11 protein-coding genes and 2 pseudogenes are annotated in these 16,351 nt (G+C 70.8%); 3 read left to right on the top strand and 10 right to left on the bottom strand.

What is annotated here, in order from left to right:
- Nucleotides 1–33 precede the first annotated feature (33 nt).
- The 10 genes from ABWV53_RS19715 to ABWV53_RS19670 form a co-directional block, all read right to left on the bottom strand.
- Entirely contained in the window at nucleotides 34–2,718 is a 2,685-nt protein-coding gene (locus tag ABWV53_RS19715; RefSeq protein WP_502903949.1) for a bifunctional diguanylate cyclase/phosphodiesterase, read from the bottom strand.
- Entirely contained in the window at nucleotides 2,718–3,884 is a 1,167-nt protein-coding gene (locus tag ABWV53_RS19710) for a TRAP transporter substrate-binding protein (protein WP_353367842.1), read from the bottom strand. Before ABWV53_RS19710 ends, ABWV53_RS19715 begins: the two co-directional genes overlap by 1 nt.
- Before the next feature lie 102 nt (nucleotides 3,885–3,986).
- Nucleotides 3,987–4,817, bottom strand: a complete 831-nt coding sequence (locus ABWV53_RS19705; RefSeq protein WP_353367841.1) for an SDR family oxidoreductase — start codon at nucleotides 4,815–4,817, stop codon at nucleotides 3,987–3,989.
- Between the two features lie 146 nt (nucleotides 4,818–4,963).
- Complete coding sequence (locus ABWV53_RS19700) at nucleotides 4,964–5,905, bottom strand: DMT family transporter (protein ID WP_353367840.1); 942 nt, start codon at nucleotides 5,903–5,905, stop codon at nucleotides 4,964–4,966.
- 231 nt (nucleotides 5,906–6,136) lie between these two features.
- Nucleotides 6,137–7,648, bottom strand: a complete 1,512-nt coding sequence (locus ABWV53_RS19695; RefSeq protein ID WP_353367839.1) for a tripartite tricarboxylate transporter permease — start codon at nucleotides 7,646–7,648, stop codon at nucleotides 6,137–6,139.
- An 18-nt stretch (nucleotides 7,649–7,666) separates the two neighbouring features.
- Nucleotides 7,667–8,155, bottom strand: a complete 489-nt coding sequence (locus ABWV53_RS19690; protein ID WP_353367838.1) for a tripartite tricarboxylate transporter TctB family protein — start codon at nucleotides 8,153–8,155, stop codon at nucleotides 7,667–7,669.
- Nucleotides 8,156–8,428: 273 nt separating this feature from the next.
- Nucleotides 8,429–10,261 carry a type IV pilus assembly ATPase TfpB gene (tfpB, locus tag ABWV53_RS19685; protein ID WP_353367837.1) on the bottom strand — a complete coding sequence of 611 codons (1,833 nt, stop codon included), beginning with the start codon at nucleotides 10,259–10,261 and terminating at the stop codon, nucleotides 8,429–8,431.
- Nucleotides 10,262–10,302: 41 nt separating this feature from the next.
- Complete coding sequence (locus ABWV53_RS19680; protein ID WP_502903937.1) at nucleotides 10,303–11,115, bottom strand: class I SAM-dependent methyltransferase; 813 nt, start codon at nucleotides 11,113–11,115, stop codon at nucleotides 10,303–10,305.
- The gene (locus tag ABWV53_RS19675) at nucleotides 11,112–11,687 is read right to left on the bottom strand and encodes a DNA-deoxyinosine glycosylase (protein ID WP_353367659.1); all 576 of its coding nucleotides are present in this window, start codon (nucleotides 11,685–11,687) and stop codon (nucleotides 11,112–11,114) included. The genes ABWV53_RS19680 and ABWV53_RS19675 overlap by 4 nt, the downstream gene beginning before the upstream one ends.
- Before the next feature lie 106 nt (nucleotides 11,688–11,793).
- A complete protein-coding gene (locus tag ABWV53_RS19670; protein WP_353367660.1) occupies nucleotides 11,794–12,669 on the bottom strand; it encodes a TatD family hydrolase in 876 nt (291 codons plus the stop codon).
- A gap of 145 nt (nucleotides 12,670–12,814) precedes the next feature.
- On the opposite strand from ABWV53_RS19670, the gene ABWV53_RS19665 reads away from it, so the two are divergent.
- The 3 genes and pseudogenes from ABWV53_RS19665 to ABWV53_RS19655 all read left to right on the top strand — a co-directional run.
- Entirely contained in the window at nucleotides 12,815–13,735 is a 921-nt protein-coding gene (locus ABWV53_RS19665; protein ID WP_353367661.1) for a S1C family serine protease, read from the top strand.
- A gap of 28 nt (nucleotides 13,736–13,763) precedes the next feature.
- Nucleotides 13,764–14,684: pseudogene (locus ABWV53_RS19660) on the top strand (AAA family ATPase); the annotation flags it as partial.
- Between the two features lie 43 nt (nucleotides 14,685–14,727).
- Nucleotides 14,728–16,161 (top strand): annotated as a pseudogene (locus tag ABWV53_RS19655) (DUF3418 domain-containing protein); the annotation flags it as partial.
- Between the last annotated feature and the right edge of the window lie 190 nt (nucleotides 16,162–16,351).

Raw genomic sequence — 16,351 nt, 5'->3', positions numbered from 1 at the left:
GCGCCTGTTGCTATCAAGTAAATAGCGTTTCGATCATTCCGCCAGTGGGCGCACCGGGGCGTCCGCCAGCGCGCGCAGCGCCTGCGCCGGCATGGGCCGGCCCAGCAGGTAGCCCTGGTACAGGTCGCAGCCGTGGCGGGCGAGGAAGTCGCGCTGCCCGGCGGTTTCCACGCCCTCGGCGATCACCTCCAGCTCCAGGTTGCGGGCCATGCCGATGATGGTCTGCACGATCACGTCGTCGGTGTGGCGCACGCCCAGGTTGCGCACGAAGGACTGGTCGATCTTGAGCTGGTGCAGCGGCAGCTGGGTGAGGTAGGCCAGCGACGAATTGCCGGTGCCGAAATCGTCCACCGAGAAGCGCACGCCCTTGGTGCGCAGCAGGTGCATCTTGGCGACGGTTTCCTCCACGTTGTCCAGCACCATCGATTCGGTCAGCTCCAGGTCGAGCAGATGGGGACGCACGCCCGTGTCCTGCAGGATCTGGATGACCTGCGGCACGAAGTCGGGCTGGTGGAACTGCCGGGCGCTCACATTCACCGACAGGTGCAGATCGCGCAGCGCCGGCTCCTGCTGCCAGAGCGCCAGCTGCTCGCAGGCGGTGCGCAGCACCCAGAGGCCCAGCGGAATGATGAATTCGCTGTCTTCCGCCACGCCGATGAACTGGCCGGGCAGCACCATGCCGCGCTCCGGGTGCTGCCAGCGCAGCAGGGCCTCGGCGCCCACGAGCGCCCCGCTCAGCTTGAACTGCGGCTGGTAATGCAGCACGAACTGCCCGGCGGCCAGGCCCTCCTGCAGGTCGTGCTCCAGCCGGGCGCGGGCGCTGATGGCCTCCTGCATGCCGGGGTCGAAGAAGCACAGGCCGTTGCCGCGCTGGGCCTTGACCTGGTACATGGCGATGTCCGCCTGCTTGAGCAGCTCGGCGGCGGACTGCGGCTTGTGGCCGAACAGGGTCGCGCCGATGCTGCAGCTGCTCTGGTGGCTGTGGGCGCCCAGCAGGTAGGGGCGGTTGAGCTGGTGCAGGATCTTCTCGCCGGTGCGGCGGGCGGCGGCTGCGGCCTCGCCCTCGTCGGGGGAAAGGTCGCGCAGCATGACCACGAATTCGTCGCCGCCCAGGCGGGCCACCGTGTCGGTGATGCCCACGCTGTCCGACAGGCGCCGGGCCACCTGCTGCAGCAGTTGGTCGCCCACCTCGTGGCCCAGGGTGTCGTTGAGCGTCTTGAACTGGTCGAGATCGAGGAACAGCAGCGCGCCGCGCTCGCCCGACCGCTCGGCGGCCGACTCGGCCTGGTGCAGCCGGTCCAGCAGCAGGCGCCGGTTGGGCAGGCCGGTGAGCGGGTCGTAGAAGGCCAGGCTCTCGATTTCGGCCGACGCGCGCCGGATGTCGGTGACGTCGTGGTAGGAGATGACCATGCCGCCGTCGGGCGTCTGGCGCTCGGTGATCTGGATGCAGTGGCCGTTGCGCAGCTCCTGCTCGTGCGTGCCCCGGGGAAAGCGCTGCAGCAGCATGCGCTTTTCCACCCAGTCGCGCCGCTGCGCCTCGGTGCCCGCGGGCAGCTGGTAGGGCGAGCAGAGGCTGAGCATTTCCTCGAAGGGCATGCCCACGCGCAGCGACGGGATCACCCAGGGGTAGATCTCCTCGAAGCGCAGGTTCCACTGCCGCACGCGCTGCTCGGCATCCAGCAGCAGAAAGCCCGTCACCAGCGACGAGAGCGCCTGCTCCAGCGTGGCCTGCGACTGCGCCATGGCCCGCCGGGCGCGGTGCAGGCGGTTGAGGTAGGCCACGGAAAAGCCCGCGATGGCGAGCAGCGCGGCGCCGAAGAGCAGCGCCACCACCACGATGGTGTTGCGCTCGCTGCGCCAAGTCTCCAGCGCGTCGCGCAGCGGCAGGCTGGCGGAGATCCACAGGTCCGGATAGAGAATGGGCCGCGCCACCACCATGCCGGGCGTGCCCGAGAGCCGCGCCGGCTGTTGCCAGCGTGCGGGGGTGGCGCCACCCGCGCCTTCCGGCGGCGGCGCCTGCTCGCCCAGGGGCTGCACCGTGGCCGCGCGGCGCACCTCGCCGCGGCTGGAGATGCCCAGCAGCACGTCGCCGGCGCCATGCTCCATGGTCACTTCGAGCGCGGGGATGTCGCTGCCCTGCATCAGCACGGACACCAGCATGTTCGAGGGCACCTGCGCCAGCGCCAGCAGCCGCTGGCCGCTGGGCATCTGCACCGGCTTGGCGAAGAAGATCACCCGCTCGGAGCTGGTGAAGCTCACCGTGGGCGCGCTGGCCACCAGCACAGGCACGGCCTGGCCCAACGCCTCGTCGAAGAAGCCGGGGGGCAGATCGCGCGCCGCGTGCAGGCCGGCCTGGTCGGACGCGGCCACCACCGCGCCGCCTTCGTCCATCAGCGCCACGTAGCGCACCATCAGATTCTGCCGTGCGGCGCTGCGCAGCAACTGCCGCGCGCCCCGCCCGCCCAGTTCGGACGGCTGGCTGGTGGACAGGTCGAGCAGATCGCCCGTGCTGGCCAGCAGCACGTCGAACGAAAGAAGCGCCCGGTTCATCGCCGATTCCGCCCCGGAAGCGAAACGCCGGACCTGCTCCTCGCTCTCGGACAGCGCCGTGTTGCGCGCGTTCAGGATCAGCGACGAGGCCGCCAGCCCCAGCGCGGCGAGCAGCAGGCCCACGCCGGTCCAGACCGCGAAGCGGGTGCGGGAGGTCGTGGAGCCCATCATCGACCGGGAGCCGGCGTGCCGACCCGGTTGTCCGCCCCGATGGTGCGATCCCAGATCTCGTCGCAGCGCACCGTGCAGCGGCGGCGCCACTTGGGCAGCACGGAGGTGCGGAACACCTCCACGCGGCGCAGGTCGTCGCGTTCGGAGACGGGCACCAGCACCATCGCGCCCTTGCGCCCGTCACGGCATGCGGCCTGGCCCGTGTTGCAGGCTATGCCCTGGGCGGTGTCGCGCTCGGCCTGGGCCCAGATGGCCGCCTGCAGCCGGCCCAGCTCGGTGCGCAGCAGCGTGCGGGCCTCGGCCGGCAGGGCGTTCCACGCGGCGCGGTTGGCGCCGAAGACCGCCATGCCCCAGTTCAGCGGCAGCGGGTACAGGTACGAGGCCACCAGGTCCAGGCCCAGGGTGTTGCCGGACATGGCGCCGGTGACCGCGCACTCCACGTCGCCGGACTCCAGGCTGGCGCGCTGCTGGTTGAAGGCCGTCACCACCGGCTCGGCGCCCAGGGCGGCGACGAAGTCCGCCTGCGCCGGGGAGGACACCCGCACCCGCCGCCCGGCGAGGTCGTCCAGCCGCGCCAGCGGCTTCTTGCAGAAAACCACCTGCGCCGGATAGACGTAGACCGCCAGCAACTCCACGCCATGCTCGTCGCGCAGGGCCTGCTCCAGGTACGGCCGGAAAGCGGCCGAGGCCCGCCGCAGGCTGGCGATGTCGGCGCTCAGGCCGGGCAGGTCGACGGCCGCGTACTGCGGGTATTGGGCGGAAAAGGAGCTCATCAGCGCGGTGCCGAAGGGCACCACGCCCAGCTGCAGCAGGCGCAGCATCTCGACGCCAGGCACGCCCGCGCGGTCGAAGGGAACGATGTCGGCGACCAGCCGGCCGCCGCTCAGGCGCGGCAGCTCGCGCGTCCAGAAGGGCTCTTCGAACTGGGTGTACTGCGTGACCAGGCCCAGCCCGCCCACCACCCGCAGCCGGATCGGCGCGTCAGGGCTCTTGTGCGGGCGGGGCCGGGCGGCCGCCGGCTTGGGCCCCGGGGCCGACGCGGAGCCGTCGCCCGGCGTGCCTGCGTCCTGCCCCGCTGCGGCCCATGGCAGCGCGGCCAGGCACGCGCACAGTGCGAGCCGGCGCACTGCGCGGCGAACCGACGGGAATAACGACGACGGCATCACAACTCCTCTGGACCGGGCACGAGAGCGAATCCACCGTGGCCATTGTGATCGGGTTTTGGCGGCGCCAAAGCCGGGAAAAGCGGCAGCCGCTCCCGCCCGTCAGAAGGTACCGGGATAGGCGCCGCCGTCGGCCAGCACGTTCTGCCCGGTCATGTAGCCGGCATGCACGCTGCAAAGGAAGGCGCAGATGGCGCCGAATTCCTGCGGGGTGCCGTAGCGCCCGGCCGGTATGGCGGCCTGCTGGCTGCGGCGCACGTCGTCCACGCTCTTGCCCGACTTGGACGAGGCGGCCTGCACGGTGGCGGCCAGGCGGTCGGTGTCGAACTTGCCCGGCAGCAGGTTGTTGATGGTGACGCCCCGGGCGGCGATGCCGCTGCGCGACGCCCCCGCCACGAAACCCGTCAGGCCGCTGCGCGCGCCGTTCGACAGGCCCAGGATGTCGATGGGCGCCTTCACCGCGCTGGAGGTGATGTTGACGATGCGCCCGAAGCCGCGCCCGGCCATGCCGTCCACCGTGGCGCGGATCAGCTCGATGGGTGTCAGCATGTTGGCGTCGACCGCCCGGATCCAGGCGTCGCGGTCCCAGTCGCGGAAGTCGCCGGTGGGCGGGCCGCCGGCGTTGGTGACGACGATGTCGAACGCCGTGCCCGGCCCGCCCGCCACGCCGAAAGCCGCGGCGCGGCCCTCGGGCGTGGTGATGTCGGCGGCCACGGCCAGCACTTCGGGTTGGGGGCCCTTGAAGCCTCCCGCCCTGGTGGCGTCTGCGCCTGCTGCTATCAAATAAGAAGCAGCCTGCTGCAGCGCCTCGGCGTTGCGCGCATTGATGACGACGTTGACGCCTTCACGCACCAGCGCCTCGGCGCAGCCCAGGCCCAGCCCCTTGCTGGCGCCGCAGACCAGCGCCCATTTTCCGGCAATGCCCAAATCCATAAGTCGTTCGCTCCGTTGATTCGTCGAAGGGTGCGGCGGCCCTAGGGCCGCCTCGGTTCGCGAAGATGATAGTGCGGCGCGCCCGCCCCGGCCGGCTGCCGGCGGCAGCTTTCCGCCAGGCACCGCGCCGTGGGCGAGGCACGGCGTCAGGCCGAGGGCCGGCGTGCCATGCGGGTGAAGACGTAGATGCCCGCGATCACCAGGACGGTGCCGGCGGCGACGGTCGGCGTGAACGGCTCGCCCAGCAGCCACACGCCCAGCAGGATGGTGGACAGAGGGCCGATCATGCCGGTCTGCGCCGTGAGGTCGGCGCCGATGCGCTCGATGGCGAGCATGACCAGCAGCACCGGCACCGCCGTGCAGAGCGTGGCGTTGAGCAGCGACAGCCACACCACCTCGGGCGCCACCAGCGCGGCGGACCAGGGCCGCAGCACGGCGAACTGCAGCAGGCAGCACAGGCACGCCACCGTGGTCGCCAGCCCCACCAGCCGCAGCGCGCCCAGGCGGCGCACCATCTCGCCGCTGTAGACCAGGTAGACGGCGTAGCTCACCGCCGAGAGGAACACCAGCAGCACGCCCCAGGCCACGTGGGGGCCCTGCAGGCTGGCCTCTGAGCCGAACACCAGCAGCACGCCGCAGTAGCTGATGCCCATGCCCACCATCTGCGGCCAGCGCACGCGGCGCCCGTACAGCGCCCAGCCGAGCAGCACGACCAGGGTGGGATTGAGATAGAGGATCAGCCGCTCCAGGCTGGCGCTGACGTAGGCCAGTCCCGCGAAGTCGAGGAAGCTGGCGAGGTAGTAGCCGGTGAACCCCAGCCACGCCACGCCCGCCCAGTCGCGCCGGGTGAGCGGGGCGCGCCCCCGGCTGGCCCACCACGCCATGACCGCGAAGATGGGCAGCGCGAACAGCATCCGGTACATGATGAGCGTGACCGCATCCACCCCGTGCCGGTAGGCCAGCTTGACGATGATCGCCTTGCCGCTGAAGGCGATGGCGCCCAGGAACGCGAGCAGCAGCCCGGTGGCCTGGGATGGCGGAGCGGGCGAGGACGGCGGCGTTGACGGCGGCGGTGGAGAGGAAGGCAAGGTGGGGGGTTCCGTGGGAGCGGCGGTCGGCCGGAGCGGCACTCCGGCCCGGCAGGCCTGGTTCAGGCCGCATGCCGCCGGCGGTGTGGCCGCGATCGGGGTGCTGCCCGCATTGTCCGCGCCTGGACGGCTCCCCAACGCAAAACGGCACCCGAAGGTGCCGTCTCGATTCGCCAGCCCAGCCGTCGCGCAAGGGAGCGGCGGCGGGTGGCGGCGGTGTGCGGGAGCTCGTCAGTCTTCGACGAAGGCCTCTTCGCGCTTGTTCTTCACCGCGGGCAGCAGCACGATGATGAGCAGCAGCACGGCGGCGACCAGCAGGCCGGCGGAGATCGGACGCGTGACGAACACGCTCCAGTCGCCGCGCGACAGCAGCAGGGCCCGGCGCAGGTTCTCTTCCATCATCGGCCCCAGGATGAAGCCCAGCAGCAGCGGCGCGGGTTCGGTGCCCAGCTTGTGGAACACGTAGCCGATGAAGCCGAAGATCCCCACCAGCCACACGTCGAACGTGTTGTTGTTGGTGCCGTACACGCCCACCGCGCAGAACAGCACGATGGAGGGGAATAGCCAGCGGTACGGCACCGTCAGCAGCTTGATCCACATGCCGATCAGCGGCAGGTTCAGGATGATCAGCATCGCGTTGCCGAGCCACATCGAGGCGATCAGGCCCCAGAACAGTTCGGGGTTGCTGGTCATCACCTGGGGACCAGGCTGGATGTTGTGGATCGTCATGGCGCCCACCATCAGCGCCATCACGGCGTTGGGGGGAATGCCCAGCGTCAGCAGCGGGATGAAGGAGGTCTGCGCACCGGCGTTGTTGGCCGACTCGGGAGCCGCCACGCCGCGGATGTTGCCCTTGCCGAAGGGCACTTCGCCCGGTTGCAGCTTGGTCTTCTTCTCGATGGTGTAGGCCGCGAAGGCCGCCAGCAGCGCGCCGCCGCCGGGCAGAATGCCGAGGGCAGAGCCCAGGGCCGTGCCGCGCAGCACGGCGGGGATCATGCGCTTGAAGTCCTGCTTGGTCGGGAACAGGCCCTGCACCTTGGCGGTGAACACCTCGCGGTCTTCTTCCGGCTTGGACAGGTTGGCGATGATTTCACCGTAGCCGAACACACCCATGGCGATCACGACGAAGTTGATGCCGTCGGTCAGTTCGGGAATGTCGAAGCTGTAGCGGGCGACGCCCGAATTCACGTCGGTACCCACCAGGCCCAGCAGCAGGCCCAGCACGATCATCGACACGGCCTTGAGCAGCGAACCGGAGGCCAGCACCACGGCACCGATCAGGCCCAGCACCATCAGCGAGAAGTATTCGGCGGGGCCGAACTTGAAGGCGACTTCGGTCAGCGGCGGCGCGAAGGCGGCCAGGATCAGCGTGCCCACGCAGCCGGCGAAGAACGAACCCAGGCCCGCGGCGGCGAGCGCCGGACCGGCCCGGCCCTTGCGCGCCATCTGGTAGCCGTCGATCACGGTCACCACCGAGGATGACTCGCCCGGTAGGTTCACCAGAATGGCGGTGGTGGAACCCCCGTACTGCGCGCCGTAGTAGATGCCGGCCAGCATGATGAGCGCGGCCACGGGGGGCAGCGCGTAGGTGGCGGGCAGCAGCATGGCGATGGTCGCCACGGGGCCGATGCCCGGCAGCACGCCGATCAGGGTGCCCAAGATACAGCCGATCAGGCAGTAAATCAGGTTCTGGAAGGTGAAGGCGACGCCGAAGCCGGTCGCCAGGTTGTCAAACAATTCCATGGTCGTCGATGCTCCTGCTTAACCCGAAATGAAACTGGGCCACACAGGGAACTGCAGCTTCAGTGCCCACACGAAAGCCACATAGCTGCCCACCGCCAGCACCGTGGCGAGGATGAACACTTCCTTGGCGTTGAAGGTGTCGCCCGCCAGGCTGGCGATGAACACCAGCCCGTAGATCGCCACGATCAGGCCCATGGCCGGCACGCCGAAGCTCGGCAGGCCCGCGAGCAGCACGCCGAAGGCGAAGTTGGATGCCAGGATGAAGAAGATCTGCTTCCAGGCCCATTTGCCGATCTTGTCGCCGCCGGCGCTCTCCACCACGGTGGAATAGAACACGATGGCGCTGCCCAGCACGGCCAGCAGAATGCCCAGGATGAGCGGGAAATAACCGGGGCCCATGCGGGCGCCATTGCCGACGGTGTAGTTGCTGGCACCCACGGCAAAGGCGACGCCGATGCCCATGAACATCAGCCCCGAGAAAAAGTCTTTCTGACTCTTGATTTTCACGAAAAAGCCTCCTTACGCGAACTTGACGGGCGATTGTGCAGTTCGCCCCTCATGCGTGCGTTGTGGATACCACCTACCGGGGACCTAGGGAAAACCGCAAGGCTCCACCGCAGGCGGGGCGGCGGGTCCTCCTCGCTTGCCGCGTGCAGCGATGGCGGCGGTGGGCGGCAGGCGCGGGCCCAGGCGCTTGGGAAGAGCGAGCGGGGGCGGCGTGGCACCGCCGGCCCGTCCGCTCCAGGCGACTCAATGCAACTCAATGCGGCGCAGTGCCGCTCAGTGCCGCTCGTGCTCCAGCGGCGGCGTGGAGGCGATGACTTCCTCCAGCGTGGTCAGCCCTTCGGCGACGCGCAGCGCGCCGGCCAGCCGCAGCGGGCGCATGCCGTCCTGCACGGCCTGGCGGCGCAGCTGGTCGATGGAGGGCGTCTGGTGGATGCGCTCCTTCAGCGATTCGCTCACGGTGAGCAGCTCGTACAGGCCCATGCGGCCCCGGAACCCGGTCATCCGGCATTCGACGCAGCCGACCGGCTTGAAGGGCTGGTAGCTGCCGTTGATCTTCCAGGGCTTGATGACTTCGGCCAAAGCCTCGGGCCGGGCGTCGGCATCGGGCGCGCGGCAGTGCTTGCACAGCGTGCGCACCAGGCGCTGCGCCAGCACGCCCAGCAGCGTGGCGTTGATGAGATAGGGCGGCACGCCCAGCTCCATCAGCCGGGTGACGGCGCTGGGCGCGTCGTTGGTGTGCAGCGTGCTGAAGACCAGGTGGCCGGTGAGCGCCGCCTGCACCGCCATGTCGGCGGTGGCCAGGTCGCGGATCTCGCCCACCATCAGCACGTCCGGGTCCTGGCGCATGAGGGCGCGCAGGCCCTCGGCGAAGTTGAAGTCCAGCTGCGGCTGCACCTGCGTCTGGTTGAAGCTGGGCTCGATCATCTCGATCGGATCTTCCACCGTGCTGACGTTGACTTCCTCCGTCGCCACCCGCTTGAGCGTGGAATACAGCGTGGTGGTCTTGCCCGAGCCGGTCGGCCCCGTCACCAGGATGATGCCGTGCGGGCGCTTGACGAGCTGCTCCCAGCGCTGCGCGTCGTGCTGCGAGAAGCCCAGCGCGTCCAGGTCCTTGACGGCGTTGTCCGGGTCGAAGATGCGCATCACCATCTTCTCGCCGAAGGCGGTGGGCAGGGTCGAGAGGCGCATCTCCACCTCGTCGCCGCGCGGGTTGCGGGTCTTGATGCGGCCGTCCTGCGGGCGGCGGCGCTCCACCACGTCCATGCGGCCGAGCAGCTTCACGCGGGCGACCATGGCGTTGAGCACGCCCATCGGCATCTGGTAGACGGGGTGCAGCACCCCGTCGATGCGAAAGCGGATCACGCCCTGCTCGCGGCGCGGCTCCAGGTGGATGTCGCTAGCGCGCTGGTCGAACGCGTACTGCCAGAGCCAGTCCACCACCTTGACGACGCCCTGGTCGTTGGCGTCCAGCTGCTTGTTGCTCTTGTTCAGCTCCACCAGCTGCTCGAAGCTGCTGGAGCCCGCGCTGCCACCGGCCTTCTGCGCGGCCCGCACCGACTTGGCCAGCGCATAGAACTCGGCCGTGTAGCGGTGGATGTCCAGCGGGTTCGCCACCACCCGGCGCACGGCGCGGCGCGACTGCCGCTCCACCTCGGCCACCCAGTCGTCGATGAAGGGCTCGGCCGTGGCCACCACCACCTCCTGCGCCGTCACCTGCACGGGCAGCACCTTGTGGCGCTCGGCATAGCTCGCGCTCATGGCGTCGGCCACGCGGCCCACGTCCACCTTCAGCGGGTCGATGCGCAGGTAGGCCAGGCCGCTGCGGCCCGCGACGTACTGCGTCAGCATCTCCACGTCGAGCGGCTTGCCGTCGGACTGGCGGGCTATCGCCACGTTGGCCAGGCGCACCAGCGGGTGCTGCTGGCTCTCAGCCTGGGCGCAGCGCGCGATGGTGCGGTCGGCCTCTTCGTCGCTGATGACGCCGTCGGCGCGCAGCCATTGCACGACGCGGCGCCAGTCCAGCGGACCGGCGGACGGGGCGGACGGGGACGCTGCGGGCGCGGAGCCGGAAGGCGGCAGCCCAGAAGGCGCAGGGGTGGGGTTCATGGGTCAGCGGGCCTGTGCGCGGTGTCGGTGGCGGCGCCCGGTCATGCGACCGGCTTGAACACGCGCAGCCATTTGGCGGCGGGCAGGTCCCAGCGGGCCTGCACGGCCTCGGCGCGGTCCATCAGCTCGGCCCGCTTGAACGCCCGGGGCGTGCGCAGGGCCAGCACGATGGTGTTGCCCTCGCGGGTCGGCTTGAAGGCCCAGAGGGCGTCGGGCCCGAAGGCTTCGACCATCTTGGCGAGGCTGCGGTCGTAGCTGGAGGCGCGGCCGAACAGGTTGACGGTCATCACGCCGTCGTCGGTCAGGAGGGCGCGGCAGTCGGCATAGAACTCGGCGCTGTCGAGCACCGGGGCGGCGGCGTCGTGGTCGTACAGGTCCACCGCCAGCGCATCGACCGTGCCCAGCCACTCGGGCTTGCGGATCTCCTGGGCGGCATCGGCCAGCACCACGCGCAGCTTGGGGCCATCGGCCGGCAGCTTGAACCAGCTGCGGCACACGGCGACGACCTGCGGGTTGAGCTCGATGGCGGTGCTGCACATGCGCAGCTTCTTGTGGCAGAACTTGGTGATGGCGCCGGCCCCCAGGCCCAGCTGCATGGCGTGGCGCTTGCCCACGCCCGCAGGCTCCATGAAGAGCAGCCAGGCCATCATCCGCTGCACGTATTCCAGCTCGATCTCGAACGGCTCAGCCACGCGCATGGAGCCCTGGATCCAGGGCGTGCCCAGGTGCAGGTGGCGCACCTCGCCGTCGTCGGAGACGCTCACCTCCGGCAGCGCGGGCGCCCAGGCGGCGCGTTTGCGGGGGGCGGGGGCGGCTGCATCGGCAGCGGTGGGCGAAGTCGTCTTGGTCGTCAAAATGGTGATACCTGTCGATAGGGAGCCAGGGCGTCGGCCCAGGCCTGGCATTTGCGCTCGAAGCTCCACGCCGCGTGGGCCGGGCTGGTGGAGGGCAGCCGCAGCGACGCGATGGTGCCCGGGGCTCCTGCCCCGCCCTGCTCCAGGCTGGCCCGCACCGCGCGGGCGTGGCGAAAGCTTTCCCCCCCATTGTGGGCGATGGCGGCCAGGGCGGGCAGCGCGGCGCGCAGGCCGGCGAAGTCGTTTACCCGGGCGTGGCGGATGTCGGCGTCCAGGCTGCCCTCGCGCTCGCAGGCCGCATAGACGTCCCAGAGGCCCAGCCCGCGCGCCAGCAGCCAGGCGCAGCGGCCGGCGTAGTCCCCGGGGCCGGGCGGCGGATGCTGCGGCCACAGCGCCTGCAGGATGCGCCAGAACTGGTTCTGCGGATGGCCGTAGTACTGGCCGGCGCGCAGCGAGGCAGCCCCGGGGAAGCTGCCGAGGATGAGCACCCGCGTGCCGCCGCGCACCACGGGCGGCAGGCCGCGCAGCAGGGGCGCGGCGGGTGGGGAAGGCGCGGCGGGGTCGATGGGCATGAGGAGGCGGGCGTGGAACGCTTGATATTATTTTTATAGCTAGATGCCAAGGTGGATCAAGCGCGGGAGGCCTGAAACACTCCAGATTCGCGGCGTGATGCCGGGCTCAGGTACCAGCCCCGGCCCCAACCTCGGCCCCGACCTCGGCATCCGGCAGCAGCGCCGCCAGGCGGGGCAGCGCGGCGCAGGCGTTGGCGCGGGTGGCCCGGGCCAGGGCCTGAACGGGCATGCCGCGCAGCCCGGCGATGACCTCGGCGATGCGGGGCAGCTCGCCCGGCGTGTTGCGCGCGGCGGGCTGGCCGGCGGCACGCTGGGCGGCGGTCACATAGAGCCAGTGCGGCGGAATGTCGGGCGCGTCGGTCTCCAGCACCAGCGATTCGAGCGGCAGCTGCGCCGCCAGCCGCCGCAACTGCAGTGCCCGGTCGTAGGTCACCGCACCGCCGAAGCCGAGCTTGAACCCCAGGCCGATGAAAGCCTGCGCCTGCTGCAGGCTGCCGTTGAACGCATGGGCGATGCCGCCCGCGACGGGCACGTCGCGCAGGCCCTTGAGCACCTTGTCCACCGAGCGGCGCGTGTGCAGGATGACCGGCAGCCCCGCCTGCCGCGCCAGCCCGAGCTGGGCGCGGAAGAACCGCTCCTGCCGGTCCGCATCCAGTCCCGGCACGAAGTAGTCGAGCCCGACCTCGCCGATGGCGACCAGGCGCGGGTCGTCCCGGTGGGCCTGCACCTGCTGCTCCAGCACCGCCAGGTCACCGTCCCCCGCGCGGCCGGTGAAGAGCGGGTGGATGCCCAGCGCATAGCTGTCGCCGTGGCGGTGGGCCAGGGTGCGCACCGCATCCAGGTTGGCGCGCTCCACCGCCGGCAGCACGCAATGGGCGACCCCGGCGCGGGCCGCATCGGCGCGCACGCCGTCCAGGTGGTCGATGCCGGCATGGGCCTCGAATTCGTCCAGGTGGCAATGGGTGTCGATCCAGATCGTCATGCGGCCGATGATGCCGCAGCGCCACGGCCGGGGCGTAGGAGATTCCGCCTGGCGCGCGCGGGCTCCGGTTCCGTGCTACCGTGGTTCGGGCCACCCGCCCCGCCCTTCCGCCACGCCCTGTTCCGCCTGCCAGAGAGGTGCCCGCATGCCCCGGCCCGCCCGCTACAGCCCGTCACGCCGCCCTGCCGCTGGCGCCGCCCTGCCGCCGGACGGCCCGCCGGCGTCCGCCCCGGAGGCCCCACCCGCCGGCCCGCCACCCTCCGCGGCCGCGCCGGCCACCCGCCGCAGCCGCACCGAAGCCGCGCTCTGGTCCGCCGTGCTCGTGCTCGCGGCCCTGCTGGCCGCCGCGCTCTGGGCGGGCCGGCAGGCCCCGCCCCAGCGGCTGACGCAGGACGACATCGACGCCGCCGTGCTGCACACCCTGCAGACCCGCACCCTGCCCTCGCCCACCGCCCGCGCGGCAGCCGCCGTGGCGCCGTCGGTGGTGCGCGTGGTGGGCTTTGCGCGCACCAAGAAGGGCAAGGAGGTGGAGCGCGGCGTGGGCAGCGGCGTGGTCATCGTGGACCGGGGCGTGATCCTCACCAACCTGCACGTCGTGCAGGGCATGCACCGGGTGCAGGTGACCTTCGCCGACGGCACCGAGTCGCCTGCCCGCGTCACCGGCATCCAGCCGCAGAACGACCTGGCGGTGCTGCAGGCCCAGCAGGTGCCCGACGACCTGCAGGCCGCGCCCCTGCGGTCCACCCAGAACCTGCGCCCCGGCGACCCGGTGGTGGCGCTGGGCTTTCCGTTCGGCATCGGCCCGTCGGTGTCGGCGGGCGTGGTCTCGGGGCTGGAGCGGGAGTTCGACTCGCCCGAGAGCGGCCAGGAAATGCGCAACCTGATCCAGTTCGACGCGGCCGCCAACCCCGGCAATTCCGGCGGGCCGCTGGTCACCATGGATGGCGAGGTGGTGGGCATCGTCACCGCCATCCTCAACCCCACTTCCGCACGCACCTTCATCGGCATCGGCTTCGCGGTGCCCATCGAGAACGCCGCCTCCGCCGTCGGCATGCCGCCCTTCTGATCGCCGCGCCCCATCGAGGACCCAGCCCATGACCCAGCCTCCCGCCGCCGAATTCGCCCCCGTCGCACCGACGCACGCCCACGCCGCCACGCTGATGGAGCAGATCCTCTACGAGGTCAAGCGCGTCGTGGTGGGGCAGGACCGCTTCCTGGAACGCGTGATGGTCGCCATGCTGGCGGGCGGCCACCTGCTGGTGGAGGGCGTGCCCGGCCTGGCCAAGACGCTGACGGTGAAAACGCTGGCCGGCGCCGTGCAGGGCGGCTTCAAGCGCATCCAGTTCACGCCCGACCTGGTGCCGGCCGACCTGGTGGGCACGCGCATGTACCACCAGCGCACGGGCGAATTCGCCACCGTGCTGGGCCCCGTCTTCACCCACCTGCTGCTGGCCGACGAGATCAACCGCGCGCCGGCCAAGGTGCAGAGCGCGCTGCTGGAGGTGATGCAGGAGCGGCAGGTGACCATCGCCGGCGAGACGCACCCCCTGCCCGCCCCGTTCCTGGTGATGGCCACGCAGAACCCGATCGAGACAGAGGGCACCTACCAGCTGCCCGAGGCGCAGGTGGACCGCTTCATGATGAAGGTGCGGGTGGACTACCCCAGCGAGGAAGAAGAATTCGTCATCGCCCAGCGGGCCCTGCAGCCCGCCGTGGCCGTGGCGGCGGTGGCAAGCACCCAGCAGCTGGCGGCGCTGCAGGCCGACTGCCGGCGGGTCTATGTGGACCCGGCCCTGCTGCAGTACGCCGTGCGGCTGGTGGCCGCCACGCGGGAGCCGGCGCGCCACGGCCTGCCGGAGCTGGCCGGCCGCATCGCCACCGGCGCCAGCCCCCGCGCCACCATCGCCCTGGCCGAAGGCGCGCAGGCGCTGGCCCTGCTGCGCGGCCGCGGCTACGCCCTGCCGCAGGACATGGCCGAGCTCGCGCCCGACGTGCTGCGCCACCGCGTGCCCATGCTCAGCATCCGCACCGAGACCGATACCGAGGCGAGCGGCGCACGCGCGCGTCGGCATCACCGTGACGGTGCCGCTCTTCGTGCTGAACCAGGTGAACGACGAACGCTGCGAGTGGCTGGTGCCGGGCATGCTGCAGGCCAAGATCCAGGCGCTGCTGAAAAGCCTGCCCCAGCGCCCGCGCAGCCGCTTCGTGCCGCTGCCCGAGAGCGCCGCACGCCTGGCCGCGCTGTTCGGCACGCCCGAGCGCTTCGGGCACGGCAGCCTGACCGACGTGCTGCTCAAGCAGGTGCAGACCGAGACGTCGCTGGACGTCAAGCGCGCCGACTTCAAGCTCGACATGCTGTCTCCGCACCTGTTCATGAACTTCCGCGTGGTCGACGAACACGGCCGGCAGCTGGGGCAGGGGCGCAACCTGGGTGCCCTCAAGGCCGAATGGGGCGCCAAGGCGCGTGGCGCTTTCCAGGCGCTGGCCGGGCTGAAGCTGGCGGCCGGGGCACCGGTTTCAGTGCCAAATCAGGCGCCAGCGCCCGATCCATCTGCGCGAGCAGCTATGAAAGGTGTAGCAAAAGGCGCTGCTGCCACGGGTAAGGCCCCCGCGGCCGGCACGCCCCATGCCGCGGCGCCGGCGGGGCAGCGCTACACCGCGTGGACGTTCGGCGAGCTGCCCGAGCTGATGGAAATCCGCAAGGCCGGGCAGACGCTGATCGGCTTTCCGGCGCTGATCGACGGCGGCGATGCCGTCACCATCGAAGTGTTCGACGAACCGGAAGTGGCCGCCGCGAAGCACCGCGCCGGCCTGCGGCGGCTGTTCGCGCTGCAGATCAGGGACGCGCTGAAGTACCTGGAAAAGAACCTGCCCGACCTGCAGAAGATGGCCGTGGCCTACATGCCCCTGGGCACGCAGGAAGAGCTGCGCCAGCAGATCCTCGACATCGCCCTGGAGCGCGCCTTCCTTCAGGACCCGCTGCCCACGGGCGAAGCCGACTTCAAGCGCCGGGTGGAAGAGGGTCGGGGCCGCCTGACCCTGATCGCCAACGAGGTCGCCCGTCTGGCCGGCACCATCCTGGTGGAATACGCCACCGCCGTGCGCAAGATCAAGGACACGAAGAACGCCGCCGATGCGACGCAGGACGCTCAGCAGCAGCTGCAGCGCCTGATGCCCGGTCGGTTTATGGCGGCGGCGCCCTGGCCGCAACTGGCGCACTTCCCGCGCTACCTCAAGGCCATCACCCAGCGCCTGGACAAATACCGCGCCGACCCGGCGCGGGACGCCGCACGGCTCGCGGAACTGCGGCCGCAGGAACAGCGCTATTGGCGCCTGGTGGCCGAGCGCAAGGGCCAAGTCGATGCCCGCATGCAGGAAATGCGCTGGCTGCTGGAGGAACTGCGGGTGAGCTTCTTCGCGCAGGAACTGCGCACGCCCCAGCCGGTGAGCATCAAGCGGCTGGACAAGTTGTGGGCGCAGATCAACGCTTGACCGGCGACCGGCGACCGGCGACCGGCGACCGGCGACCGGCAAGCGCCTAGCGTTGTGTCCTGCAAATGCAGAAGGAAATCAAAAAGCCAAAAAGTGGCCCGGCCACGAGGCTGTGGAGTAAGCCGCACTGACTGCGGGGGCCATCACAAGCGGCTGGCTCCGCAGGCGGCGCCACCCGCATCCGGCGGCG

The organism is Acidovorax sp. FG27 (genome assembly GCF_040365715.1).
GTDB lineage: Bacteria > Pseudomonadota > Gammaproteobacteria > Burkholderiales > Burkholderiaceae_C > Paracidovorax.
This window is presented reverse-complemented; position numbering and strand designations above follow the sequence as displayed.

Coding starts and splice junctions, on each gene's coding strand:
- ABWV53_RS19710 (WP_353367842.1), bottom strand. CDS start 3,884: ATGCCGTCGTCGTTATTCCCGTCGGTTCGCCGCGCAGTGCGCCGGCTC.
- tfpB (WP_353367837.1), bottom strand. CDS start 10,261: ATGAACCCCACCCCTGCGCCTTCTGGGCTGCCGCCTTCCGGCTCCGCG.
- ABWV53_RS19715 (WP_502903949.1), bottom strand. CDS start 2,718: ATGGGCTCCACGACCTCCCGCACCCGCTTCGCGGTCTGGACCGGCGTG.
- ABWV53_RS19675 (WP_353367659.1), bottom strand. CDS start 11,687: ATGCCCATCGACCCCGCCGCGCCTTCCCCACCCGCCGCGCCCCTGCTG.
- ABWV53_RS19665 (WP_353367661.1), top strand. CDS start 12,815: ATGCCCCGGCCCGCCCGCTACAGCCCGTCACGCCGCCCTGCCGCTGGC.
- ABWV53_RS19695 (WP_353367839.1), bottom strand. CDS start 7,648: ATGGAATTGTTTGACAACCTGGCGACCGGCTTCGGCGTCGCCTTCACC.
- ABWV53_RS19705 (WP_353367841.1), bottom strand. CDS start 4,817: ATGGATTTGGGCATTGCCGGAAAATGGGCGCTGGTCTGCGGCGCCAGC.
- ABWV53_RS19670 (WP_353367660.1), bottom strand. CDS start 12,669: ATGACGATCTGGATCGACACCCATTGCCACCTGGACGAATTCGAGGCC.